The organism is Vibrio nereis NBRC 15637 (genome assembly GCF_001591105.1).
Taxonomy (GTDB): domain Bacteria; phylum Pseudomonadota; class Gammaproteobacteria; order Enterobacterales; family Vibrionaceae; genus Vibrio; species Vibrio nereis.
On record NZ_BCUD01000001.1, the window covers coordinates 210,371 to 231,701 of the forward strand.

The window sequence follows — 21,331 nt, forward strand, 5'->3', positions numbered from 1 at the left end:
GCGGTTTAAAATGAATAACAATCCCCATGCATACGAGGCTGATTTGTCATACTTTCATCAAGCCGTAAGTGAGCTGATTGAACGCGTCAAGGTTGTAGAAGACGGTGTTACCCGTTTAGTTCAAATTCTTGAGGAAAAACCTGACTTTGCATTCATAGATTGGCTAGAAGCTCAGCCACTATTCCCTAAGTTTTATTGGCAGTCTCGTGACACGCGTGAAGAAGTGGTCGCACTCGGGCAACTGCATACGTTTGTTGATCCGGCACCCGCTTACGCGATCCTTTCGGGTGATCAGAGAGTTTGGGGCGGTCGTTCCTTTGATGGGCATACGGACAAAAATCGTCGTTGTATGTCGTCACTCTTCTTTTTGCCGCAAATTGAACTGATTCGATTTGACGATCAGTTCTCCCTAGCCGTGAACCTTACGGCGGAAAAACACCGAACGTTGTCAGCGCTGTATAAGTTGCAATACGAGGTTAGTGCGCTTTCTCCCGTCTCCGCCCAAGTCGAGCACATTGAGCATACGCCAAGCAAAGCGCATTGGGGCGAGTTGGTCGAGAAAGTGCTGACGGGTATTGATAACAACGAATTTAAGAAAGTGGTTTTAGCGCGCAAAACGTCGGTCATGTTGGATGAGTCGTTGTGTGCTTCCCAGTTTCTCAAAGCAAGCTATCTACAAAATCATCACAGTTTCCACTTTATGTTGTCACTGGATAAAAAGCACAGTTTTATCGGGTCTACACCAGAACGATTGTACGCTCGGCAAGGGCAGGAGCTTTATACCGAGGCATTAGCAGGCACCATTGGGCGTGGTGCTAATGCGAGCCAAGATATGGAACTAGCCAACTGGCTGGCTAACGACAGCAAAAACCTCAATGAAAACCAATACGTGGTTGATGACATTATTGAGCGTTTGACGCCACATTCTGAAACTGTTTGTGTCGAAGAGGAAGCACGTTTAGTGCGCTTACGTAAAGTACAGCATCTTAAGCGCAGTATTCATGCCCATCTCAAAAAAGGCGTCAATGGTGTTCAACTGCTCAGTGCTTTGCAACCGACAGCGGCAGTGGCGGGATTGCCACGCAAGGAATCGATGGCATTTATTCAGCAACACGAGCCGTTTGCCCGTGGTTGGTATGCTGGCTCAATGGGTTTTATCAGCCATCAGCGTGCAGAGTTTTGTGTGGCGATACGCAGTGCCTTGGTGTTGGGCGAAGAAGTCCAGCTGTTTGCAGGAGCGGGGATCGTCCCAGGCTCTGTGGCCGAGCATGAGTGGCAGGAGCTTGATAAAAAAATGTCGACGTTATTATCTTTGATTTCCGATCACGCGCCGCTTGGGGTCGCATCATAAATGAGCAGTAACCTAATTCATCAAGCCGTCATCAATAGAATTTGGTGTCAAACGATTTTAGAAGAGTTAACCCGTTTTGGTGTTACCGATGTTTGTGTCGCACCGGGCTCGCGTTCGACACCATTGACGCTTGAAGCCGACGAAAACACCAAGTTAACCCTACACACGCACTTTGACGAACGTGGTTTAGGCTTTTTGGCGCTGGGTCTAGCCAAAGCATCACAGCGACCTGTCGCAGTTGTAGTTACCTCGGGCACGGCGGTAGCCAACTTATTGCCCGCGATTGCCGAAGCCAAACTGACCGGAGAAAAGCTGGTGGTGCTGACGGCTGATCGCCCAATCGAGTTAGTCGGGTGCGGTGCTAATCAGGCCATCAATCAATCGGGCATTTTCTCTGAACATGTTTCTGCCGCGCTTGAACTGCCAAGTCCGAGTTTACATACGCCGCTAAAGTGGCTGCTAACGTCGGTCGATCAAGTCATGTTCGAGCAAGCGCAAAAGGGCAGTGCTGTGCACATCAACTGTCCGTTTCCAGAGCCGCTCTACAGTGACCAAGATAAAACGACTTATCAATCTTATATGGATAGTGTGTCTCGCTGGTGGCAAAGCTCGCAGACCTTTACGCATAAGCAGTTTAGGCAAGCGGAACCGAGCATTCAAACTGCCCAGTTTGTATCGAAAAAAGGCGTGTTCATACTTGGCAGTGTGACGTTAGACGAAGCGAGTAAAGCCAAACAACTGGCGGAAAAACTTGGTTGGCCACTGCTGTGCGATCCTCAGTCTGGGCAAACTTCAGCTTGGGCGCACTATGATCTTTGGTTGCAGAACACAGCCCAAGCCGAGGCGCTTAACCAATGTGAATTGGTGATTCAATTTGGCTCGCGCATTATTTCTAAGCGCTTGAATCAGTGGCTCAGCCAGCAAGTTGAGTGCCGAGAGGCAGAGTACCATTACGTCTCTCCAAGCTTTGACCGCAACAACCCCTCGCATTTGATGCAAACTCATCATGTGTGTGATATTTCCTCTTGGCTTGACGCCTTCCGTGCAGCGATTCCTGCATTATTGGTACAGACATCGAATTGGGCAGATGGATTGATCCCATTGTCAAAGCAACTGACGGAGTTGGCCTCGTTACACCTTTCGACGGATACCAAGCTCACCGAAATCGCGGTTGCACTAACGGTCAATCAATTGCCAGAAGAGACGCACATCTTTTTTGGCAATAGCTTGTTTGTCCGTTTGGTGGATATGTTCGGTCGAGTCGATGGGTATGAGGTTTACAGTAATCGCGGCGCATCGGGGATAGATGGTTTAATTGCCACCGCCTCTGGTGTACTTCGCGCTAATTCGCAGCCGACGGTAATTTATCTTGGTGATACGTCGTTACTATACGATTTGAACTCTTTGGCGCTCTTTAGCCGAGCAAGCACGCCAGTGGTTATTGTGGTGACCAATAATGATGGCGGCGCGATTTTTGATCTTTTACCCGTTCCAGAGCAGCAGAAACAAGCTCTTTATCAAATGCCACATGGCTTTGATTTCCAATTTGCCGCTAAGCAGTTTCATTTGGGCTACGCCAAACCGGAAACGGTGGCAGATTATCAAACGTTAATTACAGAGCACCTTGAGCGTGGTCGTGGTGCGCTATTAGTGGAAGTTCAAACACCACCAGAACAAGCTTCCCAGCAACTGAAAGAATTTATCCAACAAGTTTATGCTCTATAGTCGAATTAGTAACAGCTTACGTGACACTTCCGGCCCAGTGGTGGTTTTTCTGCACGGTTTATTAGGTTCAGGCGAGGATTGGCAATCATCTTTGGAACATTTAGGGGATTTGCCAACTATTGCTATCGATCTCCCCGGTCATGGCTTGAGCGCATTAGAATCTTGTAACAGTTTTAGAGATTGTTGCGATCAAATATCTGACGCGGTCCTCACCCAAATTGCCTCTCATCGTCCTATAGTATTGGTTGGTTACTCGCTGGGTGCTCGCATCGCGATGTCAGGCATTGCGCATAACTATTTTCCTTCCTTAAACATCCAGCACTTGATCGTGGAAGGTGGACATTTTGGTTTGCAATGCAGTGAGGAAAAACAGGCACGTTTACAAAACGATAGGAAATGGGCCGAACGATTGAGCAGCGAACCAATCGCTCAGGTTTTGAACGATTGGTATCAGCAGCCCGTATTTAGCTCACTAAAGCATGAGCAAAGACAAGAACTGATCGTTAAACGCAGTGCTAATCTTGGTTCATCGGTAGCGAATATGTTGCTAGCAACATCCCTAGCTAAACAAGAATTTTTACTCGACTTGCTGAAAGAGTCGGACATCACAATCCATTACATTTGTGGTGAAGAAGACAGCAAGTTTGGCCAGTTGGCAAAGCAAAGTGGATTGTCTTTTAGCCCAATCGCGCAGGCCGGGCACAATGTTCATATAGAGCAACCAGAGGCGTTCGCGAACGTTATTTGTACTCAAATCCAAACTCATCTGACACCTTAGTCAAGTGAGTGAGTTAGAGAATTAAACAGGAATCACCATGTCAAAAACAGTCGGTATCTCAGAAGAAGAACTCTATGCTCCAGTCTACTGGAATGACTGCACCGGTGAATATGCAGATATTCAATACCACAAGTCAGAAGATGGCATCGCTAAAATCACGATTGCTCGTCCTCAAGTGCACAATGCATTCCGTCCTCAAACGGTAAAAGAGATGATTAACGCGTTGGCTGACGCACGCTATGACGAAAGCGTCGGCGTGATCATGCTTACTGGTTTAGGCGAGAAAGCGTTCTGTTCAGGCGGTGACCAGAAAATCCGTGGCGATTACGGCGGCTACCAAGATGACTCTGGTACTCACCATCTCAATGTATTGGATTTCCAACGTCAAATCCGTACATGTCCAAAACCTGTGATTGCTTCTGTGGCCGGTTGGGCTGTTGGTGGTGGTCATGTATTGCATATGATGTGTGATCTAACCATCGCAGCAGAGAATGCTCAGTTTGGTCAAACCGGCCCTAAAGTGGGCTCTTTTGATGGTGGTTGGGGAGCCTCTTACATGGCGCGTATTGTTGGTCAGAAGAAAGCGCGTGAGATCTGGTTCTTATGTCGTTTCTACGACGCACAAGAAGCGCTCGATATGGGGCTAGTGAACACGGTGGTTCCTGTCGAAGATTTGGAAAAGGAAACGATCCGCTGGTGTCGTGAAACACTGCAGCATAGCCCAATGGCGCTTCGTTGCCTGAAAGCGGCGCTGAACGCGGACTGTGATGGTCAGGCGGGCTTACAAGAACTGGCTGGTAACGCGACCATGATGTTTTACATGACGGAAGAGGGGCAGGAAGGCCGCAACGCGTTTAATGAAAAGCGTCGACCGGACTTTAACAAGTTCCCTCGTAATCCATAAACCGCACAATTTACAGGTTTTATTTTGATGGCTCCTTAATTAAGGGGCCATCTTCTTGAGTGCGAGAATATAGCAGCGCTCAATTTATCTTGATAACAAAAAGGGAATATTGGTATGAGATCTGCCAAACTGTATCGCTATGAATTGCCGATGGACAGTGGCGTGATACTGCGTGAACAAAGGCTAAAAGTACGCGAAGGGTTCATTGTTGAATTAACAATGGATGGGCAGACAGGTAGAGGGGAAATCGCTCCGCTACCAGGCTTTAGCGTCGAGTCGATGGATGACGCATACTCTCAACTGGTCGAGCAACTGGCGCTTTGGCAGCATGAAAAAGAGATTAATCTCGAAGCTCTTTACCCATCGGTGGCATTTGGTCTTTCAATGGCTCAGTTAGAGCTTGATGGCATTTTGCCAGAAGAAGGTTGCTATCAAGCTGCACCACTTTGCTCTGGTGATCCCGATGAGCTGTTACCTAAACTTAACGCCATGCAGGGTGAGAAAGTAGCAAAGATCAAAGTGGGCCTGTATGAGCCGATTCGCGACGGCATGCTCGTCAACTTGTTCTTAGAGTCCATTCCCGATCTTTCTCTCCGTTTGGATGCAAACCGAGCCTGGACAGCAGAAAAAGCGCAGCAATTTGCTAAGAAGATTGCGCCGTCTTTACGTCAGCGAATCGCATTTATCGAAGAGCCTTGCCAATCGCCGGGAGACAGCTTTTCATTCGCGATAGATACAGGTATTGCGATCGCGTGGGATGAAACATTGCAACACGCTATTAAGGAAGAGCACTTTGCGCTTGAAGATCTTAACGGGGCGAAAGCCATCATCATCAAGCCGACTTTGATTGGCTCAGCAGAGCGTTGTCTCGGTTTGATTGCCAAAGCCAAAGCTCTGGGGATTAAAGCGATCATTAGCTCAAGCATTGAATCGAGCTTAGGTTTGACGCAGCTTGCTAGGTTAGCGCAGTGGCAATTACCGCAAGAAGTCCCGGGGTTAGATACTGTGGGCTTGTTTGCTCAGCAACTTGAAGTGGCTTGGCCTGGCTGTGAGTTGCCGATTGTATCGCTGTCTGATCAAGCGCTTATCTGGCAGTGTTAATGGAACTGAATCAATCACCACTCAAAAGATGGGCTCAGCAGAGCCCATCTTTATTAGCGTTAGTGACACCTCAGTCACAATATACTTGGGCTCAATTGGCTGAAAAAGTGGATAAGGTAGCGGCCTCTTTACTTGCTCAAGGCGTAAAGAAAAATGACGTACTGACTTGTGTCGGTAAAAATAGTCCAGAGCTGCTACTAACCTATCTGGCTTGCCTTGAGATTGGCGCGATCTGTGCGCTTACTATGCTGCAAACAGAGCAAGAGTTAGCGCTTAAACTGAATGCGCTCTATGCCAAGCCTAATCCACCCAAACTCTGGTCAGCCCAATCAAACTCATCATCACATCTATCGAACACTGTCTGCTTTGGTGAGGATAAAGCCAGCGGATTAAAGTCAGGTTATGGTGCAGGGTATAGTGATAGACAATTCGCGTCTATTGTCTTTACCTCCGGCTCGACCGGTGTTCCAAAGGCGGTGGCGCATACCTCTGGGCAACACTTAGCCTCTGCATCTGGTTTGCTGGAAAGGTTTAGCTTTAAGCAAGGTGATACCTGGTTGCTGAGTTTGCCTATGTACCACGTCTCGGGCTTAGCGATTATTTATCGTTGGCTCTATGTTGGCGCAACCCTCAAGGTAGGCAGCGGAAACTTGCTCGAAGACATCACAGGTGCCACTCACGCCTCTTTGGTGTCAACTCAACTCAAGCGGTTATTGGATAGCGAGCAATCCCTTTCTTTAACTCATGTGTTGCTCGGTGGTAGCCATGTCCCGCTTGAAATTAGCCACCTAGCGGCCGCGCAAGGGATTGAAACGTGGTTAGGTTATGGCATGACAGAAGCTGCGTCGACTGTGACAGCGAAGAAAATCGATCAAAGTTACAGCGCAGGTAAAGTACTGCCGAAACGTAAAGTGAGACTAAAAGGGCAACGAATTTATATTAGCGGTGAAACACTCGCGTCTGGTTATTATTTCCAAGGAAGACTCACGCCGCTGGTTGAAAATGACTGGTTTGATAGCAAAGATCTTGGTGAATGGATCAACGATGAACTGAAAATCATCGGTCGAGCGGACAACCTGTTTATTTCCGGTGGGGAGAATATTCATTGCGAAGAGATCGAAGGCGCGTTAAACCTGCACCCAGAGATTATTCAGTCAATTGTTGTTCCGGTCCCTGATGCAGAATTTGGCCACAGGCCTGTCGCGGTCATTCAAACTCGCTCAGAAATCATGCAAGATGAAATTGAGCACTACCTTGGCTCACTGACTCGATTTAAATGGCCAGTGGCGTACTATGCGATGCCGGAGTCACTGCTGGCTGGTGGCATCAAAGTGTCCAGAAGCAAAGTGAAGCAGTGGTTAGAAAGTCAACTTAGTTAATTTCGCAATTTCATAGTCCAAAAGATAATTTAGTCGTCTTATAACTCTATCTCATAATAGTTCGGTTCTAGTATGGAAACGGGTATAAGAAGACGTGATGAAAGCGATTTTAATTGTAGCGATTGTGCTTCAAGTGATTGTTGCGACGCAAAGTGAAGGACTGACACGATCTCTAGCTGAGCTATGTGCTTTTTTGTTGGTGATGGGGCTAGTATTCAACATAAAAAAGCGCGACCCCAAAAGGTCGCGCTAGAGCCAGAAGATCGTTAACTTAACATTAGCCATGCTAGCGATAGGGTGGAAATGAGCACCCACAATGTGACGCCAAACATGAGTGGTTTCGGTCCTGACGATCGGAGTTTATCGACCGAAATTCCACAACCAATCAAGAATAAGCAGACGACCAGTGCGCGTTTAGCCAGCTCAAAAACTCCCTGATACACCACTTCAAATTGTGGCAGCAAGTCACTCACAGCAATCGCAGCGCAATAAAACAAAATGAAGTAGGGAATGGTCACCTTCTTCGAGTCATTACGAAATAGAAACGCACTGAATAGAGCCACAGGAATGATCCATAAGGCACGCGCGAGTTTGAGCGTCGTTGCTGTGGTCAGAGCCTCTTCACCATAGGCCGATGCTGCACCAACCACAGACGATGTATCATGAATTGCAATTGCTGCCCAAGTACCAAACGTGTGCTGGTCTAAATTGAGCGCGTGACCGATCACAGGGAACACAAAAAGCGCGACAGAGTTCAGGACAAACACCGTTGCCAGTGACAAACCAATTTGCTCGTCGTTGGCTTTAATCGCTGGAGATACGGCGGCAATCGCGCTGCCACCACAAATGGCGGTGCCCGCAGAAATTAAGTAGCCAGTCTGCTTATTTAATCCTATTGCTTTGGCAATGAACCAGCCAAAGAGTAGGGTGCCGAAAATGGTTGTTACGATAATGCCGATACCATCGGAAGTGACGGCTAGGGCTTGCTCAAATTGGATACCAAAACCCAAACCTACAATAGAGTAGGCCAGCAGTTTCTTCGTGAACTTGGCAAGGTTTAATTGGGTTGGAACCAGTCCAATCGATGCCAGTAAAAAACCAATGACTAACGCCGTTGGTGAAGAAATAAAGGGAAACAAACAAATTACAAGGGCTATCCAGAATGGGGACTGCTTTTTTAAATTATTCATTATGGCAACAGCTTAAGATCGAAAGAAGCCCTAGTGTAAGGGACTTCTTTCGATAAAGATAATTGAATGATTTGAACACCTGTTCATAAAAGTTGAACAAAAGTGACTAACGCCAATCTCCACGTAAAGTGGACACTTTTTCATGCATCAAGGTGGTGGTTGCTATCTCTGAAGGTACGGGTTCTCCGGCTTCAATCTCTAATTTAGACCAGAAACGTGTTGGCAGTCCTTTACATGCACTCCCTTTGTAACGGCTAAAATAGCTGCCCCAAAGGCCTTTTAGTGCCATTGGAATCACAGGGACAGGGCTACGTTTTAAGATGATATCCATCCCGCGCATAAATTCATTCATTTCGCCATCGGCAGTAAGCCTGCCTTCAGGGAAAATACACACAATATGGCCTTCAGCTAACGCGTGTTCAACCTCATTGAACGCCCTGCGGATCGAGCCTCGGTTGGAAGCAGAGATAGGAATCACCCCCGCGCGCTTTAAGAATCGGCGCAGTATTGGCAGGTTGGCGTAATCTTCTTCCATTACAAAGCGGATCAGGCGAGGGCAAACAGCACTCAGCAGTAAAGCATCCATATAGCTGACGTGGTTACAGACAATCAAAGCGCCACTTTTCTTTGGTAAGTGGTGAAGGTTTTTATGTGTGACTCGGTACATAGTATGAGTTAATACCCAGACTAGGAAGCGAACCACAAAGATAGGTCGTTGCAGGAATAAGTATATCGCCACTATCAAGTTCATCGCCGCAAGTAACATGAATAGCTGCGGAATAGACATTTTGATAACCGTTAAGCACACAATGCCCAATACAGCGCTGCCCACCATAAATAGTGAATTGTAGATATTCAATGCGGCGATGACTTGTGCACGTTCCGTCACTTTTGCCCTTTGCTGCATCAAAGCATAGAGAGGGACAATAAATATACCGCCAGAGGCGCCTAAGAGTAGTAAGTAAACAAACACAGGCCATAAAGGTTGATGCGCTACAAAGTCAGCAAAGGTTTCAAACTCGGGTAGGCTAGATGGAACCGAACTTGCCATTAACCACCCAAAGATAGTAATTCCCAAACTGCCCAGTGGAACAATACCTATTTCTATTCTGTGGTTAGACAGCTTGTCACAGGCCAGTGAACCCACCGCGATTCCGATAGAAAACAGCGCGAGCAAAAACGACACGGCGCTTTCGCTGCCATTAAGATAAATTTTAGTAAAATTAGGAAACTGGGTGAGGTAGGCCGCACCCAAGAACCAGAACCAACTGATGGCCATTAAAGCTTGAAAAGTGGTTCTGTCCGCTTTGGCAATGGCGATGGTCTGCTTTGTTTGTTGGATTGGTCGCCAGCGGAATGTGAGATCAGGAGCACTGGCAGGCGCTTCAGGAATTGAGCGACTTGAAATATAACCCAGTAATGCGAATAGAACTACGGAACCTGCGGCGAGATATTTTGCGTTCTCGGCCGAGGCGATGACGCCCGCCCCTAATGTACCAAGCAAAATAGCCAGAAAAGTGCCTGTTTCAACCAAAGCGTTACCGGGCACTAATTCCTCTTGTTTTAGCTGTTGAGGTAGGAGAGCGTATTTCACTGGCCCAAAAAATGCGGACTGCGTACCCATAAGAAACAGCAGTAGCAACAGGATCAAGTAGCTTTCAGTAATAAAGCCAATCGCTCCTAGGCACATAATGCCAATTTCCGCAATTTTCACTTTACGAATGAACCAAGATTTCTCGTATTTGTCAGCCAGAACACCCGCAGAGGCAGAAAAAAGGAAGAAGGGCAGAATGAATAAGCCAGCTGCAAGGTTGATAAAAAGATTGCTTGAAATAGGTAACACGCCTACGCCAGCAAAAGCGACAAAAAGCAATAAGACATTTTTAAAAATATTGTCGTTAAACGCGCCAAAAAACTGCGTAATAAAGTAAGGCAGAAAGCGCTTCTGCCCTAATAGGGAGGTTTGACTGTTTGGCATGATGACCTAGATTCCTTCAGGGTGCGGTTACCAGTTGGCGAGATAGTTGTCCAGTAAGTTGTCGATGAGCTCTTTGCCATCGATAGGCAGCGAAGCAAAGAATTTGTCGTCGACACTGAGAAGAGTAATACCATGCACACCTGACCATAGAACTCGGCTTGCTTTTAAGACTTCTTCATCGCTGCGTTCAGGCGCAAGGAGCTTTAGAAGATATTCAAGCATGCCAGTCATTTTTCCAATGCGCTCAGCCTGCCATTCTGGGAGGGGTTCTCCATTCATGTTGTGCTCAAAAATGAGCTGCCAGCGGTAAGGGTTCTTGTGGGCGAAATCATGGTAGCAGTAGGCAAGTTTGTATAAAGCGGTTTTAGGATCGTCTTTTTCACATACGGATGAGCGTGCCTCGTTAGATAGCTCGTCCAGTGTTTGTGCAACGGCATGTAGCAATAATAAATTGTAATTACCAAACACGTTAACCAACGTGCTTGGCACGTAGCCGATCATATTTGCGATTTTGCGCAAGCTTAGCTCGTGATATGAATTTTCACTTAAGAATTCCCTTACTGTTTTTAAGGTAAGTTCGATAAGTTCTTCTCTTGTATGATCGTTTCGTCTTGCCATGATAAAATTTTTTAAATGAACAACGTTCAATATTCTAATGAGCGACACCCTATAGCGTCAACTCAGTCACTGACTATTTGCAATATTCTGATACATGTGCGAGCGAGCTTTTAGTTTGCTTACAGTTGTCGAATCTATATTATAAAAGTATAACTAGAATTCAGGCCGTATTTATATTTCGAACGAATACAATCACGAAAGATAAGCGCGCCCTTATACCTCGAAAGAACCCGAAAGGATAAATATGAAACGATTGTTTTCTCTTGTTGCTTTGCTAATGGTTTCTGTTGCCATTACTCCGGTTGCAGAAGCGAAGAAGTTTGGTGGCAGTAAGTCGTTTGGTAAAAGCTACAAAACGGCACCAGCGCCTAAGCAACAAACTCAAAACACCAACACTGTTGGTAAAGATCAAACAACAGCAGCAAAGAGCTCTAGCAAAAAAGGCCTAATGGGCGGTATTTTGGGCGGTCTATTAGCTGGTGGTTTGCTTGCAGCATTCTTTGGCGGCGCGTTTGAAGGTATCCAGTTTATGGATATTCTGATCATTGGCCTTGTTGCTTTCCTGATCTTCAAGCTGATGCGTGGTGTACTTGCCGCGAAGCAGGGTAGTATGAACCAACATCGCCAACAGCCTGCATTTGGCGGATCTGCGCCAAAGTTTGAGCAGCCAAATGTGCATAATTTCGAACAGCCTCAAGGCACACAAGGTGGCTTTGGTTTCGGTACACAAACAGACGTACCACATAACTACCCACCGGGTTTTGACCAAGCGGCGTTTATTAACGGTTCACGCGAGCACTACCGTACCCTGCAAGGCGCATGGAACCATAACCAACTGGACACGATTGAAGAATACGTATCTCCAAGCTTGTTTGAAGATCTAAAAGCCGAACGTGCCAAGTTAGACGGTGAACAACACACCGACGTAATGTATGTAGATGCAGAAATCGTACGTGCTGATTACGACGCGTCTAAAGCTCAGCTTAGCCTGCAGTTTAGCGGTCGCTACCGTGATTCGGTAGAAGGTGTTGAAGAGAACATTGAAGATATCTGGCACCTAGAGCGCGATTTAACCACACCAAACGCACCGTGGTTAATTGTCGGCATCCAAGGTTAAGATACAAGAAATAGAATAAACGCCCGAGTTGATACTCGGGCGTTTTTGTATTGTCTCTGATTCCTACGATTGGTATCAGCTTTAATACTTGTTACTATTTCTAAAACAATCAAGATAATAAGGTGAGTAAAGTGGCTGAATTTAAATACAAGAATTTGTCTCAAGAAGAACAAGACAAGCTAGATGCAGCGGTATTTCGTCGTTTGTTGACTCATTTAGACGACAATAAAGACGTGCAAAACATCGACCTAATGATTCTTGCAGGGTTCTGCCGTAACTGTTTTAGCAAATGGTATAAAGCTGAAGCAGAGAACCAAGGCTTAGAGCTGGATATTGATGACGCGCGTGAACGTGTATATGGCATGACTTACGACGAGTGGAAACAAAACCATCAGCCAGCCGCAACGCCAGAGCAGTTGGCAGCGTTCGAAGCCCGCCAAAATAAAAAGTAAGCGCGCTATTAAAAATGAAACGCCACTCTTGATGGAGTGGCGTTTTCATATCTGGCGTTGTTAACGGTTTAAGAATAATTAATTTATATGTCCAGTGACTTCAAAGCTTTCTAGCTGCGCCGCGTACGGTTGTAAATCACCAATATTCTCTTTCACCCACTCAGGGTTATAGTAAGTGTCTAGATAGCGTTCCCCGCTGTCACACAGCAAGGTTACGATAGAGCCTGTTTCGCCTTTGGCTTTCATTTCGCTTGCTAGCTGCAGGACGCCATATAAATTTGTTCCAGTTGATGCCCCGACTTTACGGCCAAGAATTTTTTCGAGCCAGTGCGCGGTAGCCACAGACGCCGCGTCTGGCACTTTTCGCATTTCATCGATCACTCCAGGAATAAAGCTTGGCTCTACTCTTGGGCGGCCAATCCCTTCTATTTTGCTGCCATGATCGCCCGTTATGTCGGCATTGCGAGATTGAAAATAGTCAAAAAATACAGAGTTGTCTGGGTCAACCACACACAGTTTCGTGTCGAATTTTTGATAGCGAATAAAGCGGCCAATGGTTGCTGATGTACCGCCTGTTCCCGGGCTCATCACGATCCAGGTGGGAACAGGGTGCGCTTCCATCTTCATCTGATTAAAAATCGAGTTGGCAATGTTGTTGTTACCACGCCAGTCTGTTGCGCGTTCTGCATAGGTAAACTGATCCATGTAGTGACCATTTAGCTCTTTTGCTAAACGTCTGGACTCCGCATAGATTTGATCGGAGCGATCGACTAGGTGTGCTTTACCACCGTAAAACTCTATCTGCTCTATTTTTTTACGCGCAGTACATTTGGGCATCACAGCAATAAATGGTAGCCCAAGAAGTCGTGCAAAATAGGCTTCAGACACAGCCGTGCTTCCAGAAGAAGATTCGATGATCGGAGTGTCCGGACCAACCCAGCCGTTACAAATCGAGTACAGAAATAATGATCTTGCCAGCCTGTGCTTTAGTGAGCCAGTTGGGTGTGTACTTTCATCTTTCAGATAGATATCAATGCCATCGACACTGGGTAAATCTAACTTGATCAGATGGGTGTCAGCGCTACGTTGATAATCCGCTTCAATCTTTCTTACCGCATCATTAATCCAATTGTGATCAGTACACATAGGGGAACTCCATAAGACTTATTATGTTGATAATTTATCTACTAGGCTGGAGAAAAGCTTTGCTATATTTGCTCAGTTTTGCTTAATTTAGAGAAAATATTTCTCTTATATTGATGGGGTATAGATGGATTTAGATAAAACTGATAGGAAAATCCTCAGCTTGCTGCAGCAAGATGGCACACTGTCACTGAGTGATTTGGCAGAAGCGGTGAACTTGACCACCACGCCATGCTGGAAGCGTCTGAAAAAGCTGGAAGAGTCAGGAGTGATCGAAAAAAGAGTGGCTTTGCTGAACCCTGAAAAGTTGGATCTTTCGTTTACGGCGTTTGTATTGGTTAAAACCAGCGACCACTCCCACGAATGGTACAGTAAGTTTGTTTTAACAGCGTCGGAGTTTCCAGAGGTAATGGAGTTTTATCGTATGGCCGGCGAATACGACTACATGATGAAAGTGCTAGTGAAAGATATGCAAAGTTTTGATCGCTTTTACAAGAAGCTGGTGAACTCTGTAGAGGGTATTTCTAACGTGACGTCTACTTTTGCAATGGAACCACTCAAGTACACAACGGCATTACCACTGGGCGGAGAATAAAGCTCCCCGCCAAGTTGTAGACTTTATTTAGTAAAACGCATTACGCCTTCTTGTACTGCTGTCGCGACCAGATCTCCTGCACGGTTGTAGATTTCGCCGCGTACTAAGCCACGAGTATTGCTCGCTGTTGGGCTATCAATTACATACAGTAACCATTCATCCATCTTAAATGGTCGGTGGAACCAGATAGAGTGGTCGATGGTGGCCACTTGGAAATTGGGTGTCATCAGAGACACACCATGTGGGTGGAGCGCTGTCACTAAAAAGCCCCAATCGGATGCGTAACCTAACAAGTATTGGTGGATTAGGTGGTCATCAGGCACTTCGCCGTTGGCTTTAATCCAAAGATATTGTTTTGGTTCTACTTTCTCAGGTTTTAACGGGTTAACCACTGTTACTGGTCGTATTTCGATCGGCTTTTCGCCGCAAAAAACACGTTTTATGTTTTCAGGCAGGTTATGCGCAATGCGAGCAACCAGCTCTGATTCCGAAGCGTAGTTTTCTGGCCCAGGGATGTCAGGCATGGTGTTCTGGTGTTCAAAACCCGGTGCTTCACCGTGATACGATGCGGTTAAATAAAAAATCGGTCGACCATTTTGAACCGCTTTAACACGGCGTGTGCTAAAGCTGCGCCCATCTCGAAGGTTCTCGACATCATAGATGATGGGTTTTTCTGAGTCTCCTGGATACAAGAAGTAGCTATGGAAGGAGTGGACAGTACGATCGGGGTCAACGGTATAACGAGCGGCAGAAAGCGCCTGGCCAATAACCTGACCGCCATAAACTTGCGGTAAGCCTAGGTTTTCACTTTGGCCTCGAAATAGGCCTTCTTCTAACTTCTCTAATTGCAGCAAATCCAGCAGTTCGCTGAGTGGCTTACTCATCAATGATCCCCTCTTTACTATTATCTAACCGATTATTTTACGCACTTTAGCGATAATATAAACAGATGTTTGAGCACAATGTCATTAAGGACCTTGTTGCGTTAAAAAGCTGTCAACACTTCACTTGATTCGATGACTTAGCACAGAACACTATCTATAATTTCTTTAAATTTAATGATTTAAGAGAGGCTTTATGAAAAAGGCACTAGCACTTGTAATGTCAGTGGTATTGGGCGCGGTTTTAATGGGGTGCCAAATGTCTGAAGAACAAGTAAAAGAAGCAAAGATGGACTCCATCACGGGGACGGTATTCTATCGTGAGCGTATCGCGCTGCCAGACAATGCCGTCGTGACCGTGAAGTTGCAAGACGTGTCTTTAGCGGATGCACCAGCCAAGGTGATCGCAGAACATAAGTTTGAAACGAATGGCGCTCAAGTCCCGTTTGATTTTGTGCTGGCATACGACACTGCGAAAATTGAAGCGCGTAATCGCTATAGCGTTAGCGCGCGCATTGAGGTTGATGGCAAGCTTAGGTTTATTACAGATACGTCTTATCAAGTGATTACTGATGCCAACACTACGGATAACGTCAACTTGCGTTTGATCTCAGCGGCACGATAATCCCCTTTAATATTATTATGAATAATGGCGGCTACATTGGTCGCCATTTGTATTTTCTCAGGTTTAGCTTTCCTTCAGGTGTCACTTCAACCCCTTCTTCAATGAGTTTATCCCGCTGTCTTTTTAAATCATCGCCTTTAAGTGAAATTTTCCCTTGGCTATTAATGACGCGAAACCAAGGCAATTTGCTGTCTTTTGGTAAGTTTCCTAAAGCCTTTCCAACATGCCGTGCATATCCGGGGTAACCCGCAAATTTCGCAATTTCACCGTAAGTTGTTACTTTTCCACGCGGAATTTGGTGAATTACAGCAAAGATTTGCGCTAAAAACTGGTCCATAATGAATTTGTCCTTGGTATAAAAGTTCCAGGAAGGGATAAGGAGAGGGCATGGTATTTTCTACATTTCAGTTCATTGTGACAACTCTATTAGCGGTGGTATGTGCACGGGCTATCAGCTTAAGTGAAGGTGATATTCCGGTGCTTGCTTTACTCATACCTGCTCTTTGGGTATTGCCTCAGGGAGGCATTGTAGGGCTGGTGCTTATGGCCGCTATGACCGCTTACGGTTTAACCTTGCCGTATCAACCTATCGCGTTATCTGTAAGCGTATGGGTGTTATTTCCATTATTGATGGTTGTTTTCTCTAAGCGAAGCAGCTTGGGTGTTTTGTTAACCTCTGCGTTGATTGTTGTCACGCTGCAAGTCGGGATTATGGTGACACAGATTGGCGGGAAGCTCGCTGGTGAACCAATAGTCACGGTAATCCAGCTTTTGACCGTTGTTGTTATTTGGTGGGCGGCGAATCATTGGAAACCTTCGAATAGACACAGTTGGTGGGTGTTGGGACTCATTCTTCCTCTTTGGATTGCAGACTTGTCATACGCCGCGTTGGTGGCGTTGTCGGTAACAGGTATTATTGCCTCTATGGAGAGTTTGTCGAAGTTAAAGAGCTTCAAATGGTCTAAATTGTTGTGTTGGACTTTGCCCACAGTTGGTTTTGCCGCTTTAGTCGTTTCTCCAAGTGTCGAAGTTCCTAACCCCGTTTTTGTTGTTTGGCTTTGCTTACTAGCGACAGCCTGGATGACGGATTACATCTTACGAAGTGTTGAAGAAGAGCAAGATGTATGAATTGTAAAGCTTAATGACCAAGGCTTTCATTTCAACGTGAATGTAAAATACACAAAAATTTCGGTTTATGGTTACTTACCAAGCAGTTAAACTAAAAATGTCATTTTTCTTTGGTAACGCGCTTGAAATACAGGGTGGGATGCTTGATAATCCTCATCACTCCTTAGCGATGCTAAGGAAAACGAATCTATGGAGGCTCTGGTCCTCCCGCAACAATAGCTCGTGAACTCGGTCAGGTCCGGAAGGAAGCAGCCGCAGCGAGTGACTTGTGTGCCGGGATGTGGCTGGGGCTTCCACCCCTTGGAAAAGCCGCTTTTATTAGCGGATTTTTGCTATCTGAAATTTCGCAAAGTCTAATATTTTATCCGTACAGGCATTCACGATTAGGTCGTTGCGGCCAATCTTTAGAGTGTGCCGTGTTTGCGGGTAAGCATAATTACGAAAATCTTCTCGATCGTGTTAACACAACGCATTAACATACACCAAAGTCTTTATTTTCAAGTGGTAATTTATGTCTTGTCCTCCATGCCCCAACTGTCAATCTGAGTATGTATACCAAGATCAGAGCAACCTTGTGTGCCCTGAATGCGGCCATGAATGGAATCCCTCAGATGTTGAAGAAGCATTCAGTGTTCATGATGCAAATGGCACACTTTTGGCGGAAGGTGACAAAGTAACGCTCGCCAAAGATCTCAAAGTTAAAGGTAGCTCGCTGGTACTAAAAATTGGTACTAAAGCGGTTGTTAGACGGATTGTTGAAGGCAAGGATCATCAACTCGACTGCAAAGTAGATGGAACAGGCGAGATGATGGTGACAGCCAAATTTGTAAAGAAAGCCTAAGCTATACTGATCGCTCATTATTCTTCGCTTTTCCCTATTGTCGGCTGGTGGTGTGCATTTTGAATCACGTTCAATGTGTCACGCACCAGCTTTTGCGTTTGTTGTTTGAGTAAGCGAACAAAATGCACCTCGATATCGTTTAGTGAAACGGTTTCGGGTGTTACGAGATACATCTCTGTAACGGGTAGTGATTCGTATGGTGGTAGCGGCCACAATAATCCCTGTGCCACGTAGGGCTTCGCGCTCTCAACGGTGAGTGCGCCAAAACCGATACCCGCCATTATCATGCGGCGAACTTCCTCTAGGTTTGATGAAACCGCAACGAGCTTCCCCCAAAATTGTTGTTGTTCGCGAAAGTGCGCAATGGCATCCAACCCCTCCCCAGGCTGGTCACTTTCAAACGAGATATAAGGTAAGCCTTTAATCTCTTCTAGCGTCAGATCATCGCGGCCAAAGTAAGGGTGAGTGCGCCCGCAATAAAAGCCCATTTGTTCGTAACCGAGAAAATCACAGCGAATGCCTGTTTTGGCAATTTTCTTGTTGCTTAATCCAATCCTTAATAATCCATCCGCAACGTGGCTGACGATATCGGCGCTAGGGTGGGTATTCACATTAAAAATGACGTTAGGAAATAGTGAGTGGTATTGCGTCAGAGTGGCATCAAACGCAGTACATTGCAGGTGGCTGGCGATTTCAATGATCAATTCCCCTTGAATATTATCCGTTTGATCGACGAATTGATCGGCCATATTGCCGATGATTCGGCTGACCGAAGAGGCATACTCGTACACACGCATCCCGTGAAGAGTGAGAGAAAAAACGCCTTTTTTGCGCAAAATTAGTCGCTTGTCTACGTGTTCTTCAAGCCGCTTTAATGCATTGCTGACACTGGGCTGGCTGAGAGATAGCTTACGGGCTGCGGCGCTGATACCGCCTTCGTTAACGATGGTTAGAAAGGTATACAGCAAGTTCCAGTCTAGGTTACGCAGCAGTCGGTCTTTCGCATTAAGCATGGGGTTCGTTCCTTGAATTTCTTATCCATAGCGACAGGCTATGTATATCATACTTATTCATCATTTTGGATATTAACGTTTTTTTAACATACTCAATAACGTCCTTGTAATCGTTTGCTGAAATGAAAGGAAGTCGTTTTCACAGTGAACGAGAGTCCAGAATTCAACCATAACAAAACTAGAAGGGAATCCATGATGGCAAAAGGAAAATTATTAGGTGCTTTGCTTGCTAGCTCAGTGGCGTTGACTGCATCAGTCAGTGCCAGCGCGGAAACGATTAGAATTGGCACCGAAGGCGCATACCCTCCATTTAACTATTATACGTCAGACGGTCAGTTGGCTGGGTTCGATATCGAAATTGGTAAAGCACTCTGTGCAGAGATGAAAGTGGAATGTGAGTTTGTTGCGCAGGATTGGGATGGCATTATTCCAGCGCTTTTGGCGGGTAAATACGACATGATTCTTGCCTCGATGTTCATTACTGATGCGCGTAAAAAGCAGGTCTCATTTAGTGAACCTTACCAGGCTTCTGCGATGACTTTTGTTGTCGATAAACGCTCGGGAATCAAAGATGTTTCCCCTGAAGCGATGAAAGGGATGATTATTGGTGCGCAAGGCTCGACTACACAAGCCGAGTATCTACTGGCGAAGTACCCAGACTCAGATGTGCGTTTATACCCAACGCAGGATGCAGTGAACCTTGATTTGGTGAGTGGTCGTATTGATGCTCAGGCAGGCGATATTATGCCGATGACCGACTGGTTGAGCTCTGAAGATGGTGCATGCTGTACAAAAGTGGGTGAATTGATTACTGATCGTGAATACGTGGGTGACGGTGTGGGCATCGCATTGCGCAAAGAAGACCAAGCTCTTCGTCAGCGTGTTGATCAGGCATTGGCAAACATCATCAAAGAGGGCACTTATCAGAAAATTAATGACGAGTTCTTTTCGATTAACTTGCTGACGCTTAAATAAGCTGGCCTCAATGTGGCGGCTTTGGTCGCCACTGAGTTGTAAATCATAAAGAGAGCAACGTGATGGATTATCTGACGTATCTGAGTTTAGGTGATAGTGGCTGGGGTGACGAGCTGCTGAAGGGACTGGTTGTCACTCTTGGCTTAGCACTGTGTGCTTTACCTGTAGGGCTGGTTATAGGAACAGGCGTGGCGGCACTGTCGATCAGTGTGAACAAAAGCTATCGCTGGTTTGCCAATGTCTACACGACGGTTCTGCGTGGCCTCCCGGAGCTATTGACGCTATTCATCATCTACCACGGGGTCGGTCTTCTTATCAACAATACGCTGAAATGGCTTGATCCGAGTAACGGCTTTTTCGAGTTGAATCCATTTGGTGCGGGCGTTATTGCATTGGGCTTAGTATTCAGCGCTTATGCAGCGGAAGTGTTGCGCGGCGCATGGAAAGCCATGGATAAAGGCCAGCGTGAGGCTGGATATTCGCTTGCGATGACCCGAATGCAGATCTTTTGGTTTATCGAGCGTCCACAATTACTGCGCTTGGCATTGCCAGGCTTGGGTAACCTTTGGATCAACTTACTTAAGGATACGGCGTTGGTGTCAGTCATTGCACTTGATGATCTGATGCGTGCGGCCAATATTGCGGTTGGCGCGACTAAAAAGCCGTTTTTATTTTACCTTACGGTTTGTCTTGCCTATTGGGCTGTGTGCGTATGCTGCGAAAGGTTGTTAGCTGTAATGGAAGAGCATTCTAAACGCGGCGTTCGCGTGAGTCGATAAGGGGGAAGGTTATGATGGATTTTATTGCTAAAGTGGCTCCGATGTTACTGGATGGAGCGTGGATAACACTCAAAATTACCTTCATATCGGTGTCTTTGGCGGCACTACTGGCGTTGCCTATGTCGATATTGCGTATCCAGTCCTCGCGCGTTTATCGCTGGCCTGTGAAGCTATTTATCTCTTTCTTTCGTGGCACGCCGCTCATCGCTCAATTGTTTTTGTTGTATTACGGCTCAGGACAGTTCCGTCCTTGGTTGATGGATATGGGGCTATGGACATTCTTCAGAGATCCCGTTAACTGCGCGATGCTGGTGTTTACCCTCAATTCACTAGCCTATCAGACTGAGATTTTGCGCGGTGCTATTCAATCTGTAGACGCTGGCGAGATTGAAGCGGCTAAATCTATGGGTATGCATAACAGCCTGCTTTATAAACATATTGTCTTACCACTGGCTTATCGAATTGCTTTTCCAGCTTTGGGTAACGAGTGCATTTTAATGCTCAAAGGCGGAGCCGTTGCGAGTGTGATCACCGTGATGGATCTGATGGGACAGACCCGACGCGCATTTTCTCAGACGTTTGATATTTCGACTTACTTTCTGGCGGCAGCAATGTACTTAATTATTGCAACTCTGTTTGTAATGGCATGGCGTCAGGCAGAACGTTACTTATACCGTCATCAAATTCAGCGAACGCCGGGCGCGAAATCTGTGACCGCCGCCGCGACCTAATTTTTAAACCTTACTACAACCAGTTGG

22 protein-coding genes and 1 other RNA gene are annotated in these 21,331 nt (G+C 46.2%); 16 read left to right on the forward strand and 7 right to left on the reverse strand.

The annotated features are described in order from the left end of the window. Positions 1-43 precede the first annotated feature (43 nt). From VNE01S_RS00960 to menE, 6 genes are all read left to right on the forward strand, one after another. The gene (locus VNE01S_RS00960) at positions 44-1,351 is read left to right on the forward strand and encodes an isochorismate synthase (RefSeq protein ID WP_156309863.1); all 1,308 of its coding nucleotides are present in this window, start codon (positions 44-46) and stop codon (positions 1,349-1,351) included. Continuing rightward, complete coding sequence (gene menD, locus VNE01S_RS00965; protein ID WP_053395714.1) at positions 1,352-3,076, forward strand: 2-succinyl-5-enolpyruvyl-6-hydroxy-3-cyclohexene-1-carboxylic-acid synthase; 1,725 nt, start codon at positions 1,352-1,354, stop codon at positions 3,074-3,076. After that, positions 3,066-3,854 carry a 2-succinyl-6-hydroxy-2,4-cyclohexadiene-1-carboxylate synthase gene (menH, locus tag VNE01S_RS00970; protein ID WP_053395713.1) on the forward strand — a complete coding sequence of 263 codons (789 nt, stop codon included), beginning with the start codon at positions 3,066-3,068 and terminating at the stop codon, positions 3,852-3,854. The genes menD and menH overlap by 11 nt, the downstream gene beginning before the upstream one ends. A 37-nt stretch (positions 3,855-3,891) precedes the next feature. Beyond that, positions 3,892-4,758: a 1,4-dihydroxy-2-naphthoyl-CoA synthase gene (gene menB, locus VNE01S_RS00975; protein ID WP_053395712.1), complete on the forward strand. Its 867-nt coding sequence runs from the start codon at positions 3,892-3,894 to the stop codon at positions 4,756-4,758. A gap of 114 nt (positions 4,759-4,872) precedes the next feature. Further along, a complete protein-coding gene (gene menC / locus VNE01S_RS00980; protein WP_053395711.1) occupies positions 4,873-5,859 on the forward strand; it encodes an o-succinylbenzoate synthase in 987 nt (328 codons plus the stop codon). Beyond that, the gene (gene menE, locus VNE01S_RS00985) at positions 5,859-7,238 is read left to right on the forward strand and encodes an o-succinylbenzoate--CoA ligase (RefSeq protein ID WP_053395710.1); all 1,380 of its coding nucleotides are present in this window, start codon (positions 5,859-5,861) and stop codon (positions 7,236-7,238) included. The genes menC and menE overlap by 1 nt, the downstream gene beginning before the upstream one ends. Before the next feature lie 266 nt (positions 7,239-7,504). Here menE and VNE01S_RS00990 read toward each other — a convergent pair whose 3' ends face one another. The 3 genes from VNE01S_RS00990 to VNE01S_RS01000 form a co-directional block, all read right to left on the reverse strand. Then, positions 7,505-8,428 carry a YeiH family protein gene (locus tag VNE01S_RS00990; protein WP_053395709.1) on the reverse strand — a complete coding sequence of 308 codons (924 nt, stop codon included), beginning with the start codon at positions 8,426-8,428 and terminating at the stop codon, positions 7,505-7,507. Between the two features lie 106 nt (positions 8,429-8,534). After that, entirely contained in the window at positions 8,535-10,406 is a 1,872-nt protein-coding gene (locus VNE01S_RS00995) for an MFS transporter (protein ID WP_053395708.1), read from the reverse strand. 27 nt (positions 10,407-10,433) lie between these two features. Further along, positions 10,434-11,024, reverse strand: a complete 591-nt coding sequence (locus tag VNE01S_RS01000; RefSeq protein ID WP_053395707.1) for a TetR/AcrR family transcriptional regulator — start codon at positions 11,022-11,024, stop codon at positions 10,434-10,436. A gap of 244 nt (positions 11,025-11,268) precedes the next feature. Between VNE01S_RS01000 and VNE01S_RS01005 the strand changes: the two genes are divergently transcribed. Further along, on the forward strand, positions 11,269-12,141 hold the full coding sequence (locus tag VNE01S_RS01005) for a Tim44 domain-containing protein (protein ID WP_053395706.1): 873 nt from the start codon (positions 11,269-11,271) through the stop codon (positions 12,139-12,141). Between the two features lie 131 nt (positions 12,142-12,272). Then, entirely contained in the window at positions 12,273-12,593 is a 321-nt protein-coding gene (locus VNE01S_RS01010) for a DUF1244 domain-containing protein (RefSeq protein ID WP_053395705.1), read from the forward strand. Between the two features lie 78 nt (positions 12,594-12,671). On the opposite strand, the gene VNE01S_RS01015 is transcribed toward VNE01S_RS01010, so the two are convergent. Further along, a complete protein-coding gene (locus VNE01S_RS01015; protein ID WP_053395704.1) occupies positions 12,672-13,739 on the reverse strand; it encodes a PLP-dependent cysteine synthase family protein in 1,068 nt (355 codons plus the stop codon). A 124-nt stretch (positions 13,740-13,863) separates the two neighbouring features. Here VNE01S_RS01015 and VNE01S_RS01020 point away from each other — a divergent pair, with 124 nt between their 5' ends. After that, positions 13,864-14,331, forward strand: a complete 468-nt coding sequence (locus tag VNE01S_RS01020; RefSeq protein ID WP_053395703.1) for an Lrp/AsnC family transcriptional regulator — start codon at positions 13,864-13,866, stop codon at positions 14,329-14,331. Between the two features lie 23 nt (positions 14,332-14,354). On the opposite strand, the gene tesB is transcribed toward VNE01S_RS01020, so the two are convergent. Beyond that, on the reverse strand, positions 14,355-15,215 hold the full coding sequence (gene tesB / locus VNE01S_RS01025; protein ID WP_053395702.1) for an acyl-CoA thioesterase II: 861 nt from the start codon (positions 15,213-15,215) through the stop codon (positions 14,355-14,357). 193 nt (positions 15,216-15,408) lie between these two features. Here tesB and VNE01S_RS01030 point away from each other — a divergent pair, with 193 nt between their 5' ends. After that, positions 15,409-15,837 carry a YbaY family lipoprotein gene (locus VNE01S_RS01030; protein ID WP_053395701.1) on the forward strand — a complete coding sequence of 143 codons (429 nt, stop codon included), beginning with the start codon at positions 15,409-15,411 and terminating at the stop codon, positions 15,835-15,837. Between the two features lie 31 nt (positions 15,838-15,868). Here VNE01S_RS01030 and VNE01S_RS01035 read toward each other — a convergent pair whose 3' ends face one another. Further along, complete coding sequence (locus tag VNE01S_RS01035) at positions 15,869-16,174, reverse strand: DNA base-flipping protein (protein ID WP_053395700.1); 306 nt, start codon at positions 16,172-16,174, stop codon at positions 15,869-15,871. Positions 16,175-16,224: 50 nt separating this feature from the next. Here VNE01S_RS01035 and VNE01S_RS01040 point away from each other — a divergent pair, with 50 nt between their 5' ends. The 3 genes from VNE01S_RS01040 to VNE01S_RS01050 all read left to right on the forward strand — a co-directional run bounded on the left by VNE01S_RS01040 (position 16,225) and on the right by VNE01S_RS01050 (position 17,806). Further along, on the forward strand, positions 16,225-16,965 hold the full coding sequence (locus VNE01S_RS01040; RefSeq protein WP_053395699.1) for a VP0952 family biofilm-associated protein: 741 nt from the start codon (positions 16,225-16,227) through the stop codon (positions 16,963-16,965). 196 nt (positions 16,966-17,161) lie between these two features. Beyond that, positions 17,162-17,258, forward strand: an RNA gene (gene ffs / locus VNE01S_RS01045) — signal recognition particle sRNA small type. Between the two features lie 218 nt (positions 17,259-17,476). Beyond that, positions 17,477-17,806 carry a zinc ribbon domain-containing protein YjdM gene (locus VNE01S_RS01050; protein WP_053395698.1) on the forward strand — a complete coding sequence of 110 codons (330 nt, stop codon included), beginning with the start codon at positions 17,477-17,479 and terminating at the stop codon, positions 17,804-17,806. 17 nt (positions 17,807-17,823) lie between these two features. Here VNE01S_RS01050 and VNE01S_RS01055 read toward each other — a convergent pair whose 3' ends face one another. Beyond that, positions 17,824-18,819 carry a LysR family transcriptional regulator gene (locus VNE01S_RS01055; protein ID WP_053395697.1) on the reverse strand — a complete coding sequence of 332 codons (996 nt, stop codon included), beginning with the start codon at positions 18,817-18,819 and terminating at the stop codon, positions 17,824-17,826. A 195-nt stretch (positions 18,820-19,014) separates the two neighbouring features. Between VNE01S_RS01055 and VNE01S_RS01060 the strand changes: the two genes are divergently transcribed. The 3 genes from VNE01S_RS01060 (at position 19,015) to VNE01S_RS01070 (ending at position 21,304) form a co-directional block, all read left to right on the forward strand. Continuing rightward, entirely contained in the window at positions 19,015-19,794 is a 780-nt protein-coding gene (locus VNE01S_RS01060; protein WP_053395696.1) for a transporter substrate-binding domain-containing protein, read from the forward strand. A 62-nt stretch (positions 19,795-19,856) separates the two neighbouring features. Further along, positions 19,857-20,573, forward strand: a complete 717-nt coding sequence (locus VNE01S_RS01065; RefSeq protein WP_053395695.1) for an ABC transporter permease — start codon at positions 19,857-19,859, stop codon at positions 20,571-20,573. An 11-nt stretch (positions 20,574-20,584) separates the two neighbouring features. Next, positions 20,585-21,304, forward strand: coding sequence for an ABC transporter permease (locus VNE01S_RS01070; protein WP_053395694.1), 720 nt, complete (start codon positions 20,585-20,587; stop codon positions 21,302-21,304). The last annotated feature ends 27 nt before the right edge of the window (positions 21,305-21,331 follow it).